The organism is Mesorhizobium vachelliae (assembly GCF_033977325.1).
Lineage (GTDB): Bacteria > Pseudomonadota > Alphaproteobacteria > Rhizobiales > Rhizobiaceae > Mesorhizobium > Mesorhizobium vachelliae.
In genome coordinates, this window is the sequence record NZ_JAVIIR010000014.1 from 1 (window position 1) to 16,018 (window position 16,018).

Annotated in this window: 19 protein-coding genes; 9 read left to right on the top strand and 10 right to left on the bottom strand. The window is 64.2% G+C overall.

The genetic code is table 11. The features are described from left to right. Positions 1-276: 276 nt before the first annotated feature. The gene (locus RFM41_RS25375; protein WP_320252299.1) at positions 277-1,251 is read right to left on the bottom strand and encodes a threonine/serine dehydratase family protein; all 975 of its coding nucleotides are present in this window, start codon (positions 1,249-1,251) and stop codon (positions 277-279) included. A gap of 165 nt (positions 1,252-1,416) precedes the next feature. Continuing rightward, the gene (locus RFM41_RS25380) at positions 1,417-2,670 is read right to left on the bottom strand and encodes a DNA recombination protein RmuC (RefSeq protein WP_320252298.1); all 1,254 of its coding nucleotides are present in this window, start codon (positions 2,668-2,670) and stop codon (positions 1,417-1,419) included. Positions 2,671-2,774: 104 nt separating this feature from the next. On the opposite strand from RFM41_RS25380, the gene def reads away from it, so the two are divergent. The 4 genes from def to truA all read left to right on the top strand — a co-directional run bounded on the left by def (position 2,775) and on the right by truA (position 5,648). Further along, the gene (gene def / locus RFM41_RS25385) at positions 2,775-3,305 is read left to right on the top strand and encodes a peptide deformylase (RefSeq protein ID WP_040984875.1); all 531 of its coding nucleotides are present in this window, start codon (positions 2,775-2,777) and stop codon (positions 3,303-3,305) included. A gap of 5 nt (positions 3,306-3,310) precedes the next feature. Continuing rightward, positions 3,311-4,246 (top strand): methionyl-tRNA formyltransferase, encoded by a 936-nt coding sequence (gene fmt, locus RFM41_RS25390; RefSeq protein WP_320252297.1) that lies wholly within the window; start codon positions 3,311-3,313, stop codon positions 4,244-4,246. Next, complete coding sequence (locus tag RFM41_RS25395) at positions 4,243-4,749, top strand: GNAT family N-acetyltransferase (protein WP_320252296.1); 507 nt, start codon at positions 4,243-4,245, stop codon at positions 4,747-4,749. Before fmt ends, RFM41_RS25395 begins: the two co-directional genes overlap by 4 nt. Positions 4,750-4,865: 116 nt before the next feature. After that, a complete protein-coding gene (gene truA, locus RFM41_RS25400; protein WP_320252295.1) occupies positions 4,866-5,648 on the top strand; it encodes a tRNA pseudouridine(38-40) synthase TruA in 783 nt (260 codons plus the stop codon). On the opposite strand, the gene RFM41_RS25405 is transcribed toward truA, so the two are convergent. After that, entirely contained in the window at positions 5,645-6,250 is a 606-nt protein-coding gene (locus RFM41_RS25405) for a transporter (RefSeq protein WP_320252307.1), read from the bottom strand. The two genes, truA and RFM41_RS25405, sit on opposite strands and share 4 nt — an antisense overlap. A 2-nt stretch (positions 6,251-6,252) precedes the next feature. Next, positions 6,253-7,452 carry a succinyl-diaminopimelate desuccinylase gene (gene dapE / locus RFM41_RS25410; protein WP_320252294.1) on the bottom strand — a complete coding sequence of 400 codons (1,200 nt, stop codon included), beginning with the start codon at positions 7,450-7,452 and terminating at the stop codon, positions 6,253-6,255. Between the two features lie 116 nt (positions 7,453-7,568). On the opposite strand from dapE, the gene RFM41_RS25415 reads away from it, so the two are divergent. Continuing rightward, positions 7,569-8,603: a 2-dehydropantoate 2-reductase gene (locus tag RFM41_RS25415; RefSeq protein WP_320252293.1), complete on the top strand. Its 1,035-nt coding sequence runs from the start codon at positions 7,569-7,571 to the stop codon at positions 8,601-8,603. 100 nt (positions 8,604-8,703) lie between these two features. Here RFM41_RS25415 and RFM41_RS25420 read toward each other — a convergent pair whose 3' ends face one another. From RFM41_RS25420 to dapD, 3 genes are all read right to left on the bottom strand, one after another. Further along, a complete protein-coding gene (locus RFM41_RS25420) occupies positions 8,704-9,405 on the bottom strand; it encodes a hypothetical protein (protein ID WP_320252292.1) in 702 nt (233 codons plus the stop codon). 7 nt (positions 9,406-9,412) lie between these two features. Next, positions 9,413-9,784, bottom strand: a complete 372-nt coding sequence (locus RFM41_RS25425; RefSeq protein WP_320252291.1) for a DUF805 domain-containing protein — start codon at positions 9,782-9,784, stop codon at positions 9,413-9,415. A gap of 129 nt (positions 9,785-9,913) precedes the next feature. Beyond that, a complete protein-coding gene (gene dapD, locus RFM41_RS25430; RefSeq protein WP_320252290.1) occupies positions 9,914-10,768 on the bottom strand; it encodes a 2,3,4,5-tetrahydropyridine-2,6-dicarboxylate N-succinyltransferase in 855 nt (284 codons plus the stop codon). A 144-nt stretch (positions 10,769-10,912) separates the two neighbouring features. Between dapD and RFM41_RS25435 the strand changes: the two genes are divergently transcribed. After that, complete coding sequence (locus tag RFM41_RS25435; protein WP_320252306.1) at positions 10,913-11,752, top strand: LOG family protein; 840 nt, start codon at positions 10,913-10,915, stop codon at positions 11,750-11,752. A gap of 30 nt (positions 11,753-11,782) precedes the next feature. On the opposite strand, the gene RFM41_RS25440 is transcribed toward RFM41_RS25435, so the two are convergent. Both RFM41_RS25440 and RFM41_RS25445 read right to left on the bottom strand, forming a co-directional pair. After that, positions 11,783-12,406 carry a response regulator gene (locus RFM41_RS25440; RefSeq protein WP_320252289.1) on the bottom strand — a complete coding sequence of 208 codons (624 nt, stop codon included), beginning with the start codon at positions 12,404-12,406 and terminating at the stop codon, positions 11,783-11,785. A gap of 298 nt (positions 12,407-12,704) precedes the next feature. Continuing rightward, positions 12,705-13,385 carry a sensor histidine kinase gene (locus RFM41_RS25445; RefSeq protein WP_320252288.1) on the bottom strand — a complete coding sequence of 227 codons (681 nt, stop codon included), beginning with the start codon at positions 13,383-13,385 and terminating at the stop codon, positions 12,705-12,707. 276 nt (positions 13,386-13,661) lie between these two features. Between RFM41_RS25445 and RFM41_RS25450 the strand changes: the two genes are divergently transcribed. From RFM41_RS25450 to RFM41_RS25460, 3 genes are all read left to right on the top strand, one after another. Continuing rightward, the gene (locus tag RFM41_RS25450) at positions 13,662-14,078 is read left to right on the top strand and encodes a hypothetical protein (RefSeq protein WP_320252286.1); all 417 of its coding nucleotides are present in this window, start codon (positions 13,662-13,664) and stop codon (positions 14,076-14,078) included. A gap of 207 nt (positions 14,079-14,285) precedes the next feature. Next, a complete protein-coding gene (locus RFM41_RS25455; RefSeq protein WP_320252284.1) occupies positions 14,286-14,750 on the top strand; it encodes a hypothetical protein in 465 nt (154 codons plus the stop codon). Further along, a complete protein-coding gene (locus RFM41_RS25460; RefSeq protein WP_320252282.1) occupies positions 14,750-15,217 on the top strand; it encodes a hypothetical protein in 468 nt (155 codons plus the stop codon). The genes RFM41_RS25455 and RFM41_RS25460 overlap by 1 nt, the downstream gene beginning before the upstream one ends. Before the next feature lie 65 nt (positions 15,218-15,282). Here RFM41_RS25460 and RFM41_RS25465 read toward each other — a convergent pair whose 3' ends face one another. Next, positions 15,283-15,990 carry a pyrimidine 5'-nucleotidase gene (locus RFM41_RS25465; protein WP_320252281.1) on the bottom strand — a complete coding sequence of 236 codons (708 nt, stop codon included), beginning with the start codon at positions 15,988-15,990 and terminating at the stop codon, positions 15,283-15,285. Between the last annotated feature and the right edge of the window lie 28 nt (positions 15,991-16,018).

Below are 16,018 nucleotides of genomic sequence, written 5' to 3' on the forward strand. Positions count from 1 at the left end.
CGCCATTGGCAGCCCTGCGTCAAAATCTCCATGCCTTGCGACATCGTTGGCGTGAGCCACCACGAAAACGCAAGTTTCAGTCCATGCCAACACTATCTTAGCGCTTATGCCCACGAGGGGGGAGATCAGCTTTCACGCCGGCTTTCGCCAAACGCCAAGGTCCCAGGAAGAGCGAGGCGCCGAAATTGCCAATCTCCCCCCTCGTGGGGGAGATGTCCGGCAGGACAGAGGGGGGCGCGAAGGATCGCGGCGCTTCCTGCGTTCGATACGCAGCTCCTACGCCGCCATGATCTCCGCGTAGGTGCCGAAATCGACATTGCCGCCGGAAAGCACCACGGCAACGCATTTGCCCTTGAGATCGATCTCGCCGGACGAGAGCGCGGCCAGCGCGACGCAGCCGCCGGGTTCGACCACCAGCTTGAGATAGGCCATGGCATCGCGCATCGCCTGGGCGGCAGCCTTGTCGGAGACGGCGATGGCGCCGGCGAGGTTGCGGCGGTTGATCTCGAAGGTGATGGCGCCAGGCTCGGCGGTGAGCAGCGCATCGCAGATCGAACTGTGGCCGGGCTCGTTCGCGACCCTTTCGCCCCTGGCCAGCGAGCGGCGCGTGTCGTCGAAATGCTCGGGCTCGACCGCCCAGACCTGCGTGCGCGGCGAAGCGTCCCTGACCGCGAGCGAGATGCCGCTCGACAGGCCGCCGCCGCCGCAAGGCACGATGACGGCGTCGAGCGCCACGCCGAGCGCTTTCGCCTGCTTCATCAGCTCCAGGCCGATCGTGCCCTGGCCGGCAATGATGGCCGGATCGTCGAAGGGCGGCACCAGCACCATGCCCTTCTCGATATAGGGGCGCACGACCGTCATGCGGTCGTCCTTGAAGCGGTCGAACGGCACCACTTCGGCGCCCATCTTGCGGACATTGCCGATTTTCAGCGCCGGCGCGTCGGCCGGCATGGCGATGACCGCCTTGACGCCGAACATTGCGGCCGAAGCCGCCACGCCTTGCGCGTGGTTGCCGGAAGAGAAGGCGACGACGCCACGGCCGCGCTCTTCCTTGCTCAGGCTCGACAGCTTGTTGTAGGCGCCGCGGATCTTGAAGGAGCCGGTGCGCTGCAGCGTCTCGGGCTTGAACAGGATGCGGCCGCCATGGCGCTTGTTGAGCTCCGGCGATTCGATCAGCGGCGTTTCGACGATCAGGCCGGAAAGCCGCTCGGCGGCGGCGCGGATGTCTAAGATGCCGGGCAGGGTGGTCATGGGGCGAGGGCCTTGCGAGAACGGGATCGCCCATGGTGCACGCAAAAGGCCGCTGCGCGCCAACGAAAAAATGTCATGGAGACAAGGTTGGCGGCGGTGGCGCCGTCGGCTTTAGCCCTGAGACGCCGAAGGCGAAGACTGTGGCCCTTTCGGGTGCTTAATCGGCTACTCGTCGCCGTCGACGACCCGCAGCCTGAGCTGACCCGTCTTTGAATCGGCCACGCGCGAACCGCCGTCGGCCTTCGGCGCTGCGCTTCGCGCGGCCTCGGTTTCGACCTCGGCGAATTCCAGCGCCTCGATCTTCTGGCCGCGTTTGGTCACCTTCGACGTCGACACGAGAATGTCGTCTATGTCCCGAGCCGCCTGACCGAAATGCGTCTGCAGCCGGCGCACGCGCTCGTCGACGCGCGCCACATCCTCCATCAGCCGGATGACCTCGCCCTGGATAAGATGCGCCTGTTCGCGCATGCGGGCGTCCTTGAGGATCGCCTGGATCACCTGGATCGACAGCATCAGGAGCGAGGGCGATACGATGACAACGCGGGCGCGATGCGCCTTCTGCACCACTGCCTCGAAATTCTCGTGGATCTCAGCGAACACCGATTCCGACGGCACGAACATGAAGGCGGTGTCCTGCGTCTCGCCCTGGATCAGGTATTTTTCGGCGATATCGCGGATATGCACCTCGATGTCGCGCCGGAAAGCCTGCGCCGCAACCTTCTGCATGTCGGCGCCTCCGGCGGCGCGGATCGCGTTCCAGGCTTCCAGCGGGAATTTTGCGTCGATGGCCAGCATCGGCGCGCCATTCGGCATCCGCACCAGGCAATCGGGCCGGCTGCCATTGGAGAGGCTGGCCTGGAATTCATAGGCGCCGTGCGGCAGGCCGTCGGCGACGATCGCCTCCATGCGCGACTGGCCGAAGGCGCCGCGCGTCTGCTTGTTGGAGAGGATCGCCTGCAACTGCACGACCTGGCCGGCCAAGGACTGGATGTTGCCTTGCGCGGTGTCGATCACGGCCAGCCGCTCCTGCAGCTTGGCCAGGCTTTCATGCGTCGACTTAGTCTGCTCGGCCATTGTCTGGCCGAGACGGCCGGTCATGGCGTCGAGCCGTTGTCCGAGCGACTGGGTAAGCTCGGCCTGCCGCGCCCCGAACACTTCGGCGATGGCGCCCATGCGCCCCTGCATCTCGGCCTGCGCCTGCAGGACGTCGGCAATGCGTGCCTCGGTGTCGCGGGCGTGATCAGCGGCTTCCGCGGCTGCAACCGCACGCGCCTTGGCCGCGCGCCACAGAGCAATGACCAGCACCGCGAAAAGAACGACAAACAGAACAATGGCGAAAGCAAGCGCGTGGCCGAGCGTGATCGTAGAGGCCCCGAGCCGCGCGATCGGTTGCGAAAGAATGGAGGTCATGTCGTTCATGAGAGGCAGCATAACCGATTCGGCCGCGTGGCACAGATCAAAACGTGAACAGGTCAACTCCACACCGGTTGACGCTTTTCCAACGACGTCTTAGGTGAGACGCCATGTCGATCAAGCCGCTCATCATTCTCCCCGATCCCGTCCTGCGCCAGGTTTCCAAGCCGGTCGAGCGCGTCGATGCCGATTTGCGCAAGCTCGCCGACGACATGCTGGAGACGATGTACGACGCGCCCGGCATCGGCCTTGCGGCGATCCAGGTCGGCGAGCCGCGGCGGCTCCTGGTCATAGACCTCGCCAAGGAAGGCGAGGAGCCTCAGCCGCATGTCTTCATCAACCCGGAAGTACTCGAGAGTTCCGACCAGCGCTCGGTCTATGAGGAAGGCTGCCTGTCGATCCCCGATTATTACGCCGAAGTCGAGCGCCCGGCCTCGGTGCGGGTGAAATATCTCGACCGCGACGGCAAATTGCAGGAGATGCAGGCGGAAGGCCTGATGGCCACCTGCCTGCAGCACGAGATCGACCATCTCAACGGCGTGCTGTTCATTGACCACATCTCGAAGCTCAAGCGCGACATGGTGGTGCGGAAGTTCAAGAAGCTCGCCAAGGACAAGGCGCCGGGCAAGATGGTGGGCTAGGGGGCATGCCCCTTCGCGTCATCTTCATGGGTACGCCGGATTTTTCCGTGCCGACCTTGCGCGCCATCGCCGATGCCGGTCACGAGATCGCGGCCGTCTACACGCAGCCGCCGCGCGCCGCTGGGCGGCGCGGACTGGAGCTGACGCCCTCGCCGGTGCAGCGCGAGGCCGAGCGGTTGGGGCTCGAGGTGCGCACGCCGACATCGCTGAAGGGCGAGGCCGAGCAGCAGGCCTTCGTCGCCTTGCAGGCCGATGTCGCGGTCGTCGTCGCTTATGGATTGCTCCTGCCGAAAGCCGTTTTGGACGCGCCCAGCCTGGGCTGTCTCAACGGCCACGCCTCGCTTTTGCCACGCTGGCGTGGTGCTGCTCCCATCCAGCGCGCGATCATGGCCGGCGACGCCGAGACCGGCATGATGGTCATGAAGATGGAAGAAGGGCTGGACACCGGGCCGGTGGCAATGGTTGAAAAAATCGCCATCGCACCCGATATGACGGCCGGTGAATTGCATGACCGCCTGATGGCTCAGGGCGCTTCGCTGATGGTTGAGGCGCTTGCGCAGTTGGGGATAAATTGTCTGACATTTACCCCGCAGGCGGCGGAAGGGGTGACCTACGCCCGAAAGATCGATAAATCGGAGACACGCGTAGACTGGACGCGGCCTTCTGGCGAAGTCCACAATCACATTCGCGGCCTCTCGCCCTTCCCGGGCGCGTGGTGCGAGGTCGAAATTGGCGGCCGCATGGAGCGGCTGAAACTGCTTCGCTCGACGCTCTCTGATGGCGTCGGCGAGTCGGGAGGAATTCTCGATGACCGGCTGACGGTCGCCTGCGGGTCGGGTGCGGTCAGGCTGGTCGAAGTTCAACGGGCGGGCGGAAGGCCCGCCGCCGCGCAGGAGTTTTTGCGCGGAGCCAAGATCGCAAAAGGAATGAAACTCACATGAGCATGATGTCGATACGTGCGGCGACGCCGCGGGATCGCGAGGCGATCCGTCTCGTCGAAGAGCATGCCTTTGGCCAGCAGGCGGAAGCCGGCTTGGTCGACGCCCTGGTCACCGGCGGCGACGCCGTCGTCGAACTGGTTGCCGAGGAAGACGGCCAGGTCGTCGGCCACATCCTGTTTTCCAGGCTTTACGTGCAGAATGGCGGCAAGCGTTTCGCGGCCGTCGCGCTGGCGCCGCTGGCGGTCGAGCCCTCCTTCCACGGCACCGGCATCGGCGGCGCGCTGATCCGCGAGGCGCATATCCGCCTCAAGGACGCCGGCGAGACGCTTGCCGTGGTTCTGGGCGATCCGGTCTATTACGGCCGCTTCGGTTACACCCATGCGCGCGCTGCAGGATTCGAAAGCGAGTATCAGGGCGAAGCGCTGCAGGCCCTGGCCTGGGGAGACGTGCCCGAGACCGGCAGGCTGGTCTACGCTTCGGCCTTCACCGCGCTCGCTGCTTAGAGCATGATCCCGAACCGAAGGTCCGCGTTCGCGAAAAGTGGGAACCGGTTTTCGGGTAAGATCATGCTCTACGGAGAAGACAAGGTCTCGTTTCAGACATCGGCATTTGTCTGAACATGCCGCGTTTTCGGCTCGATATCGAATACGACGGCAGCCAGTTCGCCGGCTGGCAGCATCAGGCCGACCAGCCCTCTGTGCAGCAGGCGATCGAGCAGGCGATCGAGAAGTTCTGCGGTGAAGACCTAAGAATACGTGCCGCCGGCCGCACCGATGCCGGCGTGCACGCCACCGCCCAGGTGGCGCATGTCGATCTCGCCAAAGCGTGGTCGGGCGACAAGGTGCGCGACGCGGTCAACGCCCATCTGCAGGCGGTCGGCGCGCGCGTCGCCGTCTTGAAAGCTGCCGTCGTCGCCGACGATTTCGATGCGCGCTTTTCCGCCACCGGCCGCCACTATCTCTATCGCATCCTCAACCGCCGGGCGCCGGCGGCGCTGGAAAAGGGCAAGGTCTGGTGGGTGCCGAAGCGGCTCGACGCCGAGGCCATGCACGAGGCGGCCAAGGTGCTGCTTGGAAAGCATGACTTCACCACCTTCCGCTCCACCCAGTGCCAGGCCGAAAGCCCGGTCCGCACGCTTGACCGCCTCGATGTCGGCCGCGATGGCGACTTCATCGAGGTGCGCAGCTCGGCGCGCTCCTTCCTGCACAACCAGGTTCGCTCGATGGTCGGCTCGCTGAGGCGCGTCGGCGACGGCTCCTGGGGCGCCGCCGATCTCAAGGCGGCCCTCGAAGCGCGCGACCGCGCCGCCTGCGGCCAGGTAGCCCCGCCGGATGGGCTTTTTCTTGTCGGGGTTGACTATCCGGAGGCGCTCGGCAAATCCGCCAGGGACACCGACACCTAACCCGTCGTGCTGTCCGGTATGTCGATGCCGAGCAGCATCTGCAGGCCGAACAGGACGAGCAGCGAGGCAATGAACATGCCGACGAACACGGCCGTGCCCATCGCGGGGCCTTTGCCGATGGTTGCGTTGGTCATGCGCCAGGTCAGCACCATCGACAGGGCGAACAAAACCAGCGACAACAGGCTGGTGATCTCGCTGCTGGAGGGGAGGAAGAGCCTGAGCAGCGCCGAGGGCAGCATCAGCCAGGCGATGATCGCCGACGCCCAGTTGGAAGCAACGACGTAGTGGACGAAACGGCCGCCTATGCCGGCGCGCGGCGCGACCAGCGCCAGCGCCACCAGCGGCAGCACCCAGGAGCCGAGATCGACGGTTGCCAGCCTTATCAACATGCCGAGGCGTCCGGCGAAGGCGTCCGGGTCGCCGACCTCGTTGGCGATCCCGACCCAGCCGACGATCAGCGCCGGCGCCGCCACGACGATGGCGAAGAAGGAATTCCAGAAACCGTCCGCCGACAGGTCGAGCAGGCGTAACCCGTCGGCCTTGCCGAACATCAGCCGCCAGGCGCCGGCCAGCGAAGCATAGGTTTCGTCCGCCGAAAGCATGGTCACGAAAGGCCTTGTCCGAACCAGTCTTCGATAAAGCGTTCGTAGATTTGCGTCAGCGTCTCAAGATCGGCAAGCGCGACGCGCTCGTCCACCATATGCATGGTCTTGCCGACCAGGCCGAATTCGACCACCGGACAATAATCCTTGATGAAGCGCGCGTCCGACGTGCCGCCGGAGGTGGAGAGCGCCGGCGTCTTGCCGACCACGGCCTTGACCGAGCTGCTCAGAGTATCGATCAGCCTGTCGTCGCGGGTCAGGAAGACATGGCTCGGCCGGTCGCGCCAGACAAGCTCGTAGTCGACCGGCGTCTTCTTGCCCGGCCGGTATTTCTTGCGCCCGGCGGCCTGATCGAGCCGGTTGTGGATCTCGGCCTGCACCGTTTCGGCATCCCAAGTGTCGTTGAAGCGGATGTTGAAGGTGGCGGTTGCCTTAGCCGGGATGACGTTGGTCGCCGGGTTGCCGACATCGATCGACGTCACTTCCAGATTGGTCGGCTGGAAATCCCTAGTTCCCTTGTCGAACACCGGATGGAGCAGCGCATCGACCAGGCTCATCAATCCGCGCACCGGGTTGTCGGCAAGCTGCGGATAGGCGGCATGGCCCTGGCGGCCGTTGACGATGACGCTGCCCGACAGCGAGCCGCGCCGCCCGATCTTGATCATGTCGCCGAGCGCATCCGGATTGGTCGGCTCGCCGACGATCGAGGCGTCCCATTTCTCGCCCTTGGCCGCCGCCCAGTCGAGCAGCTTGGTGGTGCCGTTGATGGCCGGCCCTTCCTCGTCGCCGGTGATCAGCAGCGACACCGAGCCTTTCGGGCCGCCATTCCTGGCGACGTGGCGCGCCACCGCGGCGACGAAGCAGGCGACGCCGCCCTTCATGTCGACGGCGCCTCGCCCATACATCTCGCCATTGGCGATTTCGGCGGCGAAGGGCGGATGCGTCCAGGCCGCCTCGTCGCCCACCGGCACCACGTCGGTATGGCCGGCAAACATCAGATGCGGGCCGTTGCCCGAGCGCCGCGCATAGAGATTTTCGATGTCCGGTGTGCCGTCTTCCGAGAAGGTTGGGCGTTCGACCGAGAAGCCGAGCGGCTTCAGCATATCTTCCAGCGCGGCAAGCGCGCCGCCTTCGGCGGGTGTCACGGAAGGACAGCGGATCAGGGCGGCAAGGTTGGCGGCGGGATCGGTCGGCAATGTCATGGGCAAAGCGATAGTCGAAAGCGTTTGTCGTGTCACGGTGGCAGATGATCGCCGGTCATGCCGCCGACAATATGGTTTTCATCGCGTATAGTTCCGGGCCAAGCGAGGACGAATGCATGGCCAGTGAAACAAGCACCATTGCGATAGCCGGCGCCGGCAGCATCGGCTGCTATGTCGGCGGCTGCTTGGCGCTCGCCGGACGCAAGGTCGTCTTCCTCGGTCGCGGCCGCATCGTCGAGACGCTGCGCGAAGGTGGGTTGCGCATCAGCGATCTCGATGGCCGCGACCGCCGCCTCGCGACGCAGGCGATTGCCGTTGCCGACGATCCGGCGGCGGCACTGCCGGACGCGGATGTCATCCTGGTGACGGTCAAGAGCGGCGCGACCGCGGAGATGGCCAGGCTGATCGGCACCCACGGGCGCCCGGATGCTGTGGTGGTCAGCCTGCAGAACGGCGTCGACAATGCCGACAGGTTGCGCGCCGCGCTCCCCGGCTGGCGGGTGCTGACCGGCATGGTCATGTTCAACGTCGTCCTCTCGCCCTATGGCGAGGCGCCGTTGCGCGCGCATCGCGCCAGCCAGGGCGAAGTGATGATCGATACCGGCGTCGAAGGTCTCGTCGATCTGCTCGATGTCGATGGGCTTGCCGTCGAAGCGCGCGCTGACATGAAGGCGGTGCAGTGGGGCAAGTTGCTGATGAACCTCAACAATGCCCTCGTGGCGCTCTCCGACCTGCCGCTGGCAAGGCAACTGGCCGACCGAAGCTGGCGCGTCATCCTTGCCGCCGAGATCGATGAGGCGCTCGCCGCGATGAAGGCCGCGGGCATCGCGCCGGCGCGTATCACCGGCCTGCCGCCGGCGCTGCTGCCGAAAGTGCTGCGGCTGCCCGACTGGCTGTTCGGCCTTCTGGCCCGCCGCATGCTGGCGATCGACCCTCAGGCGCGCTCGTCGATGTGGGACGACCTGAAGCGCGGCCGCCCGACCGAGATCGACGAATTGCAGGGCGCCATCATTCGCCTGGCGAGGCAAACCGGGACTCCGACGCCGGTCAACGAACGCGTCGCCGCGCTGGTGCGTCAGGCGGAAGCGGAAAAGCGCGGCCCACCGAAGCTGGCAGCGGAGAAAGTCAGAGCAATTCCAGGAAAAGTGTGACGCGGTCAAGTTCGGCGCCTTCGCCGTAACCTTCCGTTCGGAATTGCGTAAAAACAAAGAGATAGAGCGGTCCGGCGTTTCCGCGAAACGCCGAACCGCTCTAGCGGCGGTCCTCGATCAGCGTGATCTTCTGCCAGATCTTGCGCGACAGGTTGGAGCTCAGGTTCTCGATGTCGTTGACGGCATTGACGACGACGTCGTCATTGACCGACTGCGCGAACAGCGCCGCGATCTTGCCGGTGATCGACAGCATTTCCGAGCAATAGTCGAGATAGCGGGCGAGGTCGGCGGCGTTGGTGATGCGGGCGGGCGAGTGCGAGGTCGGCTTGAAGTCGGCCGACAAGGTCGCCGGATCCTTGGTCAATTGATGCATGTCGATGACATGGATCAGCGAGCGCAGCCCGTGCAGCTTCCGGAAAACCTGCTTGCGCTTGATCCGCTCCTCGGTGCGGATCAGCGCCAGCAAGCCGAGCACGGCCAGGATGACCGTATTGATCGTCGCCTCGATGCCTTGCATCGACTGCACGGCATCGTCGGCGCCCGAAATGCGGTCGAGCGGCAGGATGGTGCCGACGAACAGGAACATCGCCACGCCGGCGATGAAGGCCGCGATGATGACGCCGCGCAGCCACCAGATCGGCGCTTCCAGCTCCTTGGCGGCCTTGGCGAGGTCCAGCGACAGCGACACCAGTTCGGCGGCAATGGCGCGCAGGCCCCTTTCCGGAAAACGCTCGGCGACACGCTCCTCCAGCCTTTGGGCCGTCTCGATGATCCGCGTCGGGTCGAGCGTGCGGTAGCGCATGGCGGTCTCAGCTGTCTCCCGGCGCGTTGGTGCGCCTGCCGTAGCGATTCGGTCCGGGATCGCTGCGGAAACAGGAGAGGATGATGAGCAGGATGGGCCCGATGATGAGCGAGATCAGCGCGAAATAGGTCGGCTTGCCGAAATCATGGAAGCGCTTTGCCGTCACCGCGAAGGTGGCCCAGGCCGAGATCAGCAGCACGCCCCAGCATATCATGGCCCAGTTCTGGCTGGCGGTGGTGTTCAGCTCCACCCGCGCGAACTGGTAGAACGGGAAAAACTGGACAAGCACCAGCAAGACCCCGGCCAGCGCATAGGCGACCGGGCTCAGCCGCCCTGAAAGGCTGAAGAACACCCAGAGGAATTGCGATCTTTCAGACAAACGCGTCCGCTCCGTCAAAGCATGTCTCCCGAAAGTGGGAACCGGTTTTCGGGACAAAGACATGCGCAAGATCAAAAACCTAAAGCGCAGGGAGCGAATCTGAAAGATCGCGACGCGCTTTAGGCAGGATCAATCGCGCAGCAATTCGTTGATCGAGGTCTTGGAACGGGTCTTGGCGTCGACGCGCTTGACGATCACCGCGCAGTAGAGGCTCGGGCCCGGCTCGCCATTGGGCAGCGGCTTGCCCGGCAGCGATCCGGCGACGACCACGGAATTCGCCGGCACCTCCCCGTAAAAGACCTCGCCGGTGGCGCGGTCGATGATCTTGGTCGACTGGCCGATGAACACACCCATGCCGAGCACCGAGCCTTCGCGCACGATGCAGCCTTCGACCACTTCCGAGCGCGCGCCGATGAAGCAATTGTCCTCGATGATGGTCGGGCCGGCCTGCATCGGCTCCAGCACGCCGCCGATGCCGACGCCGCCGGAAAGATGCACGTTCTTGCCGATCTGGGCGCAGGAGCCGACCGAGGCCCAGGTGTCGACCATCGTGCCCGAATCGACATAGGCGCCGACATTGACGAAGGACGGCATCAGCACCGCGCCCGGCGCGACATAGGCCGAGCGGCGCACGATCGAGGACGGCACGGCGCGGAAGCCGGCCTTCTCGAAGTCGACGGCGCTCCAGCCGTCGAACTTGGACGGCACCTTGTCCCACCACACGGCCTGGCCGGGGCCGCCCTTGATGATCTCCATCGGATTCAGCCGGAAGGAGAGCAGCACCGCCTTCTTCAGCCACTGGTTGACGTGCCACTTGCCGTCGTCCCGCTTTTCGGCGACGCGGGCGACGCCGCGATCGAGCAGGCCGAGCGCTTCCTGGATGGCGTCGCGCGTCTCGCCGCGCGTAGCGGTCGAAATCGCGTCGCGCTCCTCGAAGGCCCTTTCGATGGTCTTTTCGAGGCTCGCCAGATCGGGCTTCGACATGATTTCGCTCCATTACCAAGCTGTTAAGACGCTCAGCCTTAACCTGTTTAAAAGTCGCGCGGACCCTATGTTAAGGCTCAATGAGGGTCAATCGCGCCAGCGTCACGGGACGGCGCAAGTGAAGGAATTGGACGGGTGGATTCGATGACTCCCATGGAAAAGGCAGGGTGGACGCCGCTGCCGCATTCGGACGAGGACCTGGAGCGCTCGAAAAGCGTGCCGGATACCCCGCAGACGCGCGCCGAAACCTACCGGCTGGCCTGGAACGATCCCGACTTCATGACCAGGCGAGAATTGCGCGCCGTGCGGCTGCAGCTCGAGCTGCTGAAGCCGGAGATGATCCTGGCCGAACGCGGCATCCGCTCGACCGTCATCCTGTTCGGCGGCGCCCGCCTGCCGGAACCGGGCGGCGAGGCCTGGGCGGCCAAGAACGAGACGCAGAAGAAGAACCTCGAGGCCAACAGCAAATATTACGAGGAAGCGCGCAAATTCGCCCGCCTGTGCTCGCGGCAGTCGGCCACCTCCTATTATCGGGAATATGTCGTCGTCACCGGAGGCGGACCGGGCGTCATGGAGGCAGGCAACCGCGGCGCCGACGATGTCGGCGCACCGTCGATCGGCTTGAACATCGTGCTCCCGCACGAGCAGGCGCCTAACGCCTATGTCACGCCGGAGCTCTGCTTCAACTTTCACTACTTCGCCATCCGCAAGATGCATTTCGTCATGCGCGCCAAGGCAGTCGCGGTGTTCCCGGGCGGCTTCGGCACGATGGACGAATTCTTCGAGACGCTGACGCTGATCCAGACGGGACGCATGGAGCGCGTGCCGGTCATCCTCTTCGGCAAGGCGTTCTGGCAAAGGGCGATCGATCTCGATTTCCTCGCCGAGCAGGGCACGATCTCGCCCGGGGATCAGGATATCATCGATTTCGTCGATACGGCCGACGAAGCCTGGGACATCATCCGCCGCTTCTACAATCTTTAGAGCGGGTCCGATGACGCGCCAGTCGCCCGCTCACACGGGCAGCTCGGCCAGCCAGCCATTCGAATGCGCGAAGCGCACGATGGCTGCCCGTGAATGCAGCTCGAGCTTCTCGGTTGCCCTGGTTCGGTAGGTCTCGATCGTCTTTATGCTGAGATTGAGCCGGGACGAGATCTCCTTGTTGCTGTAGCCGAGTGCCACCAGCTGGATGACCGACCGTTCCCGTTCGCTGAGATTGCCGGGATCGCCCTGCGGGGCGCTGCGCGGGCTCAATATGCGCGCCGCAAGCGCCGGATCGACATAGTTGTCGCCGGCCAATACGCAGCGGATGGCCTGCAGCAGGTCCGTCGCGGTCGACCGCTTGACCACGAAGCCGCGCCCGCCGGCCGCCAGCACCTGGCGCAGGCAGCCGGGGTCTTCGTGCCCCGTCAGCGCTATGCAGCTGATCTCGGGAAAGCGCTCGCCGAGCCGTTCGATCAGCGTGACCCCGTTGACGCCCGGAAGCGATATGTCGACCACCACGACTTCCGGCAGCGCCTTGCCGATCCCTTCGAGGGCATCTTCGGCATTCCCGGCAAGCCCGACGATCGTCAGATCCTCCTGGCTGTTGATCATCGCGCCGACCCCCGACAGGATGATGGGATGGTCGTCGACCACAAATATTCGCCTACAGCACACCTTGTAACCTCCATCAATCGATGAAAGAGCCCATCACCTGGAAGAGGCTCTCTTGTTCTTGATGGTCTAGGCAACTGCCCCGCCTGATGCGGGACGCCCGTCTGTCTCGGCAAGCCGCGAGGCGCCGGTGCGGGTAAGCCATCCCCCGCCTAACCCAATGGGCCCGGATTGTAAGCCGGGGCTAATGTCCGGGATGTGCGGCGCTTCACGTAAGCCCACCTGACGCCGAAGATGCCATTTCAGACGTGACCACGTATTGTCGGCAAGAAGCCACCGATCAGCCGGCGAGGGGCACATCGGCGTATATGGTGGTCCCCTTGCCCCTGGCGGTTTCAACCGACAATTTGCCGCCAACCAGCGCGAGCCGCTCCCTCATCCCGGCAAGTCCCAGATGGCCCGGACCAGGTTCCGCGCCACCGTCAAAGCCGCGGCCGTCATCCTCGATCGTCAGGCGCATCCGGTCGTCATGGATGTGCGCCGTGACGCTTACGCGGCTAGGCGCGGCATGCTTGCCGATATTAGTGAGCGCTTCCTGCGCAATGCGGTAGAGCGTGAGCGCGATCTCGGCAGGCGGCGGGCTCGAAAGGGCTTCGAGATCCATCTCGCATGGAATGCCGAGTTGACCGCAAAGCACGCTGGCGAGGTCCTCGACCGAAGCTCTGAGGCCGAGGCGATCGAGGTCCGCGGGTCGCAGGCTCCAGGCGGCGTCATGCACCTTGGCGTTCAGCCGGTCGACCAGCATCGCGGCGCGCTCGAGGCGAGCGTCCATCTCCGGCGAGCCGGCACGAACCATGTGCAATTCGAGCGCGACGCTGGCGAGCATCTGGCCCAGATCGTCATGCAGCTCGCGTGACAGGCGCAGGCGCTGCTCTTCCTGCACGGCAACCAGATGCCGCGCCAGGCCACGGCGCCGGACTCCCAAGCTATCGTCTTTGCCGGTGTCGATGCCACCCTCCATCGACTTCTTTTCCCGTCAACGCCGCAACGTGCCGGCCCCGCGAGAAAAGGAACAAGGGGCTGATCCCAGCACAATATACACCCAGCATATGCCTTTATGCCTGTCAGTTTTTTCCCGATGGCTTCAAATTTTCCCGACAAGGGGATCAGCAGAAAAACCGACGGCACCTGCTGATCAGCCCGAATTCATGGGCGCCATTTCTGCATGCATCCTTCAAGCGTCCTCCCGGTCATCTTGAACTGGCCGGGAAGCTCAACGCAAACCAAGGAGAACGTCATGAGAAAGATCATCCTGGCCGCGGCCGTGCTGTCGGCTCTGACCGGTTCGGCATCCGCATTTTCGGTCGGTAGCGGCAATGGCAACGGCAATGGCAATGTCGGCGTCGGCAACGGCAATGGCAACGGAAACGCCAATACCGGCGCCTTCAACGGCAACTTCAACGGCAACGGCAATTTCGGCTTCGGCAACGGCAACGGAAACGGCAATGCCAACATGGGCGCCTTCAACGGCAACTACAACGGCAACCTGAATGCCGGCGCCGCCAACGGCAATGGCAACGGGAACGGGAACTTCGGCCTGGGCAATGGCAACGTGAACGGCAACGGCAACTTCGGCCTCGGCAATGGCAATGCCAACGGCAACGCTAATGCGGGCATTGGCAACGGCAATGGCAACGGCAACGTCAACCACTAGCGCCGTCCCACCGACAGCGTCGCCAAGCCCCAACTTGGAAAGATGCTGACGTCTCTGGGACCGCCGAGCCACGCGCCCGTCCCCCGCGCAAGGCTATCGCGATATGTCGCCGGCGGTCCCAGTCCTTTTCGACGCCGGTCCGTTTCGAAACAGGTGCCAATTTCAAAAGCCCAATTTCAAAAGCTAAGCCATGGAAGGAGCTCGCAGATGAAACGCTATGTCATATCGGCGCTATGCCTGGGGTTGTTGAGTGCAACCGCGGCGAAAGCTGACACCACGACCGGCAGCCAGGCCTTCGGCATGTCGGCCGTCCAGGCGGCGGTCGGCAAATACGGCCAAGCCATCGGCTCGAATGTCAGGAGCATGAACCCGCTCGGCAATTTCGGCGGCAATGTCGGCTACAAGAACAGCGGTACCGGCAATGTCGGCGCCTTCAACAGCGGCACCGGCAATGTCGGGGCTTTCAACGGCAACTCCAACACCTCGCCGACAAGCGGCAACGGCAACATTGGCGCCTTCAACGGCAACTCCAACACCGGCCAATACAACGGCAACGGCAACATCGGCGCTGGCAACGGCAACTTCAACGGCGGCAGCTTCAACGGCAACGGCAATGTCGGCGCCTTCAACGGCAACCACAACGGCAACTTCAACGGCGGGAGAAGCCACTGATGACCGGCTTGAGATCGTCCGCGTCCGCCCGGCTTCGCAAGCGCCGGGTGGCGGCGAGGCTGCTTGATGGAAACGGCCTCACGCTCGCCGCCCTGCTTGCCGCGTTCCTGGCCGCCGATGCCTCGACTCTGGTCAGGGTTTCCGACCTTCCAATCGGGGCCGGTGTCACCAACGGCCTTGGCAATACCGGAAATTTCAACGGCAACGGGAATACCGGCAACTTCAACGGCAATGGCAACAGCGGCAATTTCAACGGCAACGGCAATGCCGGCAGCTTCAGCGGCAATTTCAACGGCGGCAGCTTCAACGGCAACGCCAATTGCGGCAATGGCTACGGCAACGGCCATTCGTCCGATGGCAATGGCAACGGCAGTGGAGCCGGCGGCAATCCGGACTTGTGCAGGTTCTTGAAGGAACTGAACGGCCGACTGGGACTGCCGCCCGGCACGATCCCGGATTTCGACTAGATCAGGTCACTCGCGGCAGCGGAACGCGCTGCGCGCGGACGGCGTACCGGTAATCCGACCTGGGTTCAGGCCACCACGTCGACTATCGCGGTCAGGAAGCCGGCGAGGTCGTCGGTGACGAAATCGACATCGTCTTCGTTTGCGGGGTCGCGCTCCCAGATTTCCGAGAAGGTCGGCTCGAAATTGCGCGGCACCACCAGCACGGTCGTCATGCCGAGCGTTTTCGGCACGGCCAGATTGCGCGCCAGATCCTCGAACATCACCGCATTGTGTCCTGTCACCGAGTGCAATTCGGCAAAACGCTCATAGGTCTGGCGCTCCGGCTTGGGGTTCAGCCCCGCCGCGACAATGTCGAAGATGTCGTCGAAATGCTCCAATATGCCGAGCTGGCGCGCGGTGCGCTCGGCATGCCTGCGGTCGCCATTGGTGAAGATGAACTTGCGCCCGGGAAGCTGGCGGATCGCAGCGCCCAGCACCGGATCCGGCACCAGCCGCGAATAGTCGATGTCGTGCACCTTCTCGAGGAAATCGTCGGGATCGATGCCGTGCCGCTTCATCAGCCCGTTCAGCGTCGTGCCGTACTCCAGGTAGAGCTCCTTCTGCAGCTTGCGCGCCTCGTCGCGCGAAAGCGTCAGCAGCTCGCCGACATAGGCGGTCATCTTCACGTCGATCTGCGCGAACAGGTTCGAGTGATGCGGATAGAGCGTGTTGTCGAGGTCGAACACCCAGTCCGTGACATGGGCGAAGCGGGCGGGATCGGGTGTCGTTGTCATGGGTTTCTTATGGCATGCCGGCGCTGAT

Coding starts and splice junctions, on each gene's coding strand:
- RFM41_RS25375 (WP_320252299.1), bottom strand. CDS start 1,251: ATGACCACCCTGCCCGGCATCTTAGACATCCGCGCCGCCGCCGAGCGG.
- dapD (WP_320252290.1), bottom strand. CDS start 10,768: ATGTCGAAGCCCGATCTGGCGAGCCTCGAAAAGACCATCGAAAGGGCC.
- fmt (WP_320252297.1), top strand. CDS start 3,311: ATGCCCCTTCGCGTCATCTTCATGGGTACGCCGGATTTTTCCGTGCCG.
- RFM41_RS25435 (WP_320252306.1), top strand. CDS start 10,913: ATGACTCCCATGGAAAAGGCAGGGTGGACGCCGCTGCCGCATTCGGAC.
- RFM41_RS25465 (WP_320252281.1), bottom strand. CDS start 15,990: ATGACAACGACACCCGATCCCGCCCGCTTCGCCCATGTCACGGACTGG.
- RFM41_RS25450 (WP_320252286.1), top strand. CDS start 13,662: ATGAGAAAGATCATCCTGGCCGCGGCCGTGCTGTCGGCTCTGACCGGT.
- RFM41_RS25455 (WP_320252284.1), top strand. CDS start 14,286: ATGAAACGCTATGTCATATCGGCGCTATGCCTGGGGTTGTTGAGTGCA.
- truA (WP_320252295.1), top strand. CDS start 4,866: ATGCCGCGTTTTCGGCTCGATATCGAATACGACGGCAGCCAGTTCGCC.
- RFM41_RS25380 (WP_320252298.1), bottom strand. CDS start 2,670: ATGAACGACATGACCTCCATTCTTTCGCAACCGATCGCGCGGCTCGGG.
- RFM41_RS25420 (WP_320252292.1), bottom strand. CDS start 9,405: ATGCGCTACCGCACGCTCGACCCGACGCGGATCATCGAGACGGCCCAA.
- RFM41_RS25415 (WP_320252293.1), top strand. CDS start 7,569: ATGGCCAGTGAAACAAGCACCATTGCGATAGCCGGCGCCGGCAGCATC.
- dapE (WP_320252294.1), bottom strand. CDS start 7,452: ATGACATTGCCGACCGATCCCGCCGCCAACCTTGCCGCCCTGATCCGC.
- def (WP_040984875.1), top strand. CDS start 2,775: ATGTCGATCAAGCCGCTCATCATTCTCCCCGATCCCGTCCTGCGCCAG.
- RFM41_RS25405 (WP_320252307.1), bottom strand. CDS start 6,250: ATGCTTTCGGCGGACGAAACCTATGCTTCGCTGGCCGGCGCCTGGCGG.
- RFM41_RS25395 (WP_320252296.1), top strand. CDS start 4,243: ATGAGCATGATGTCGATACGTGCGGCGACGCCGCGGGATCGCGAGGCG.
- RFM41_RS25460 (WP_320252282.1), top strand. CDS start 14,750: ATGACCGGCTTGAGATCGTCCGCGTCCGCCCGGCTTCGCAAGCGCCGG.
- RFM41_RS25445 (WP_320252288.1), bottom strand. CDS start 13,385: ATGGAGGGTGGCATCGACACCGGCAAAGACGATAGCTTGGGAGTCCGG.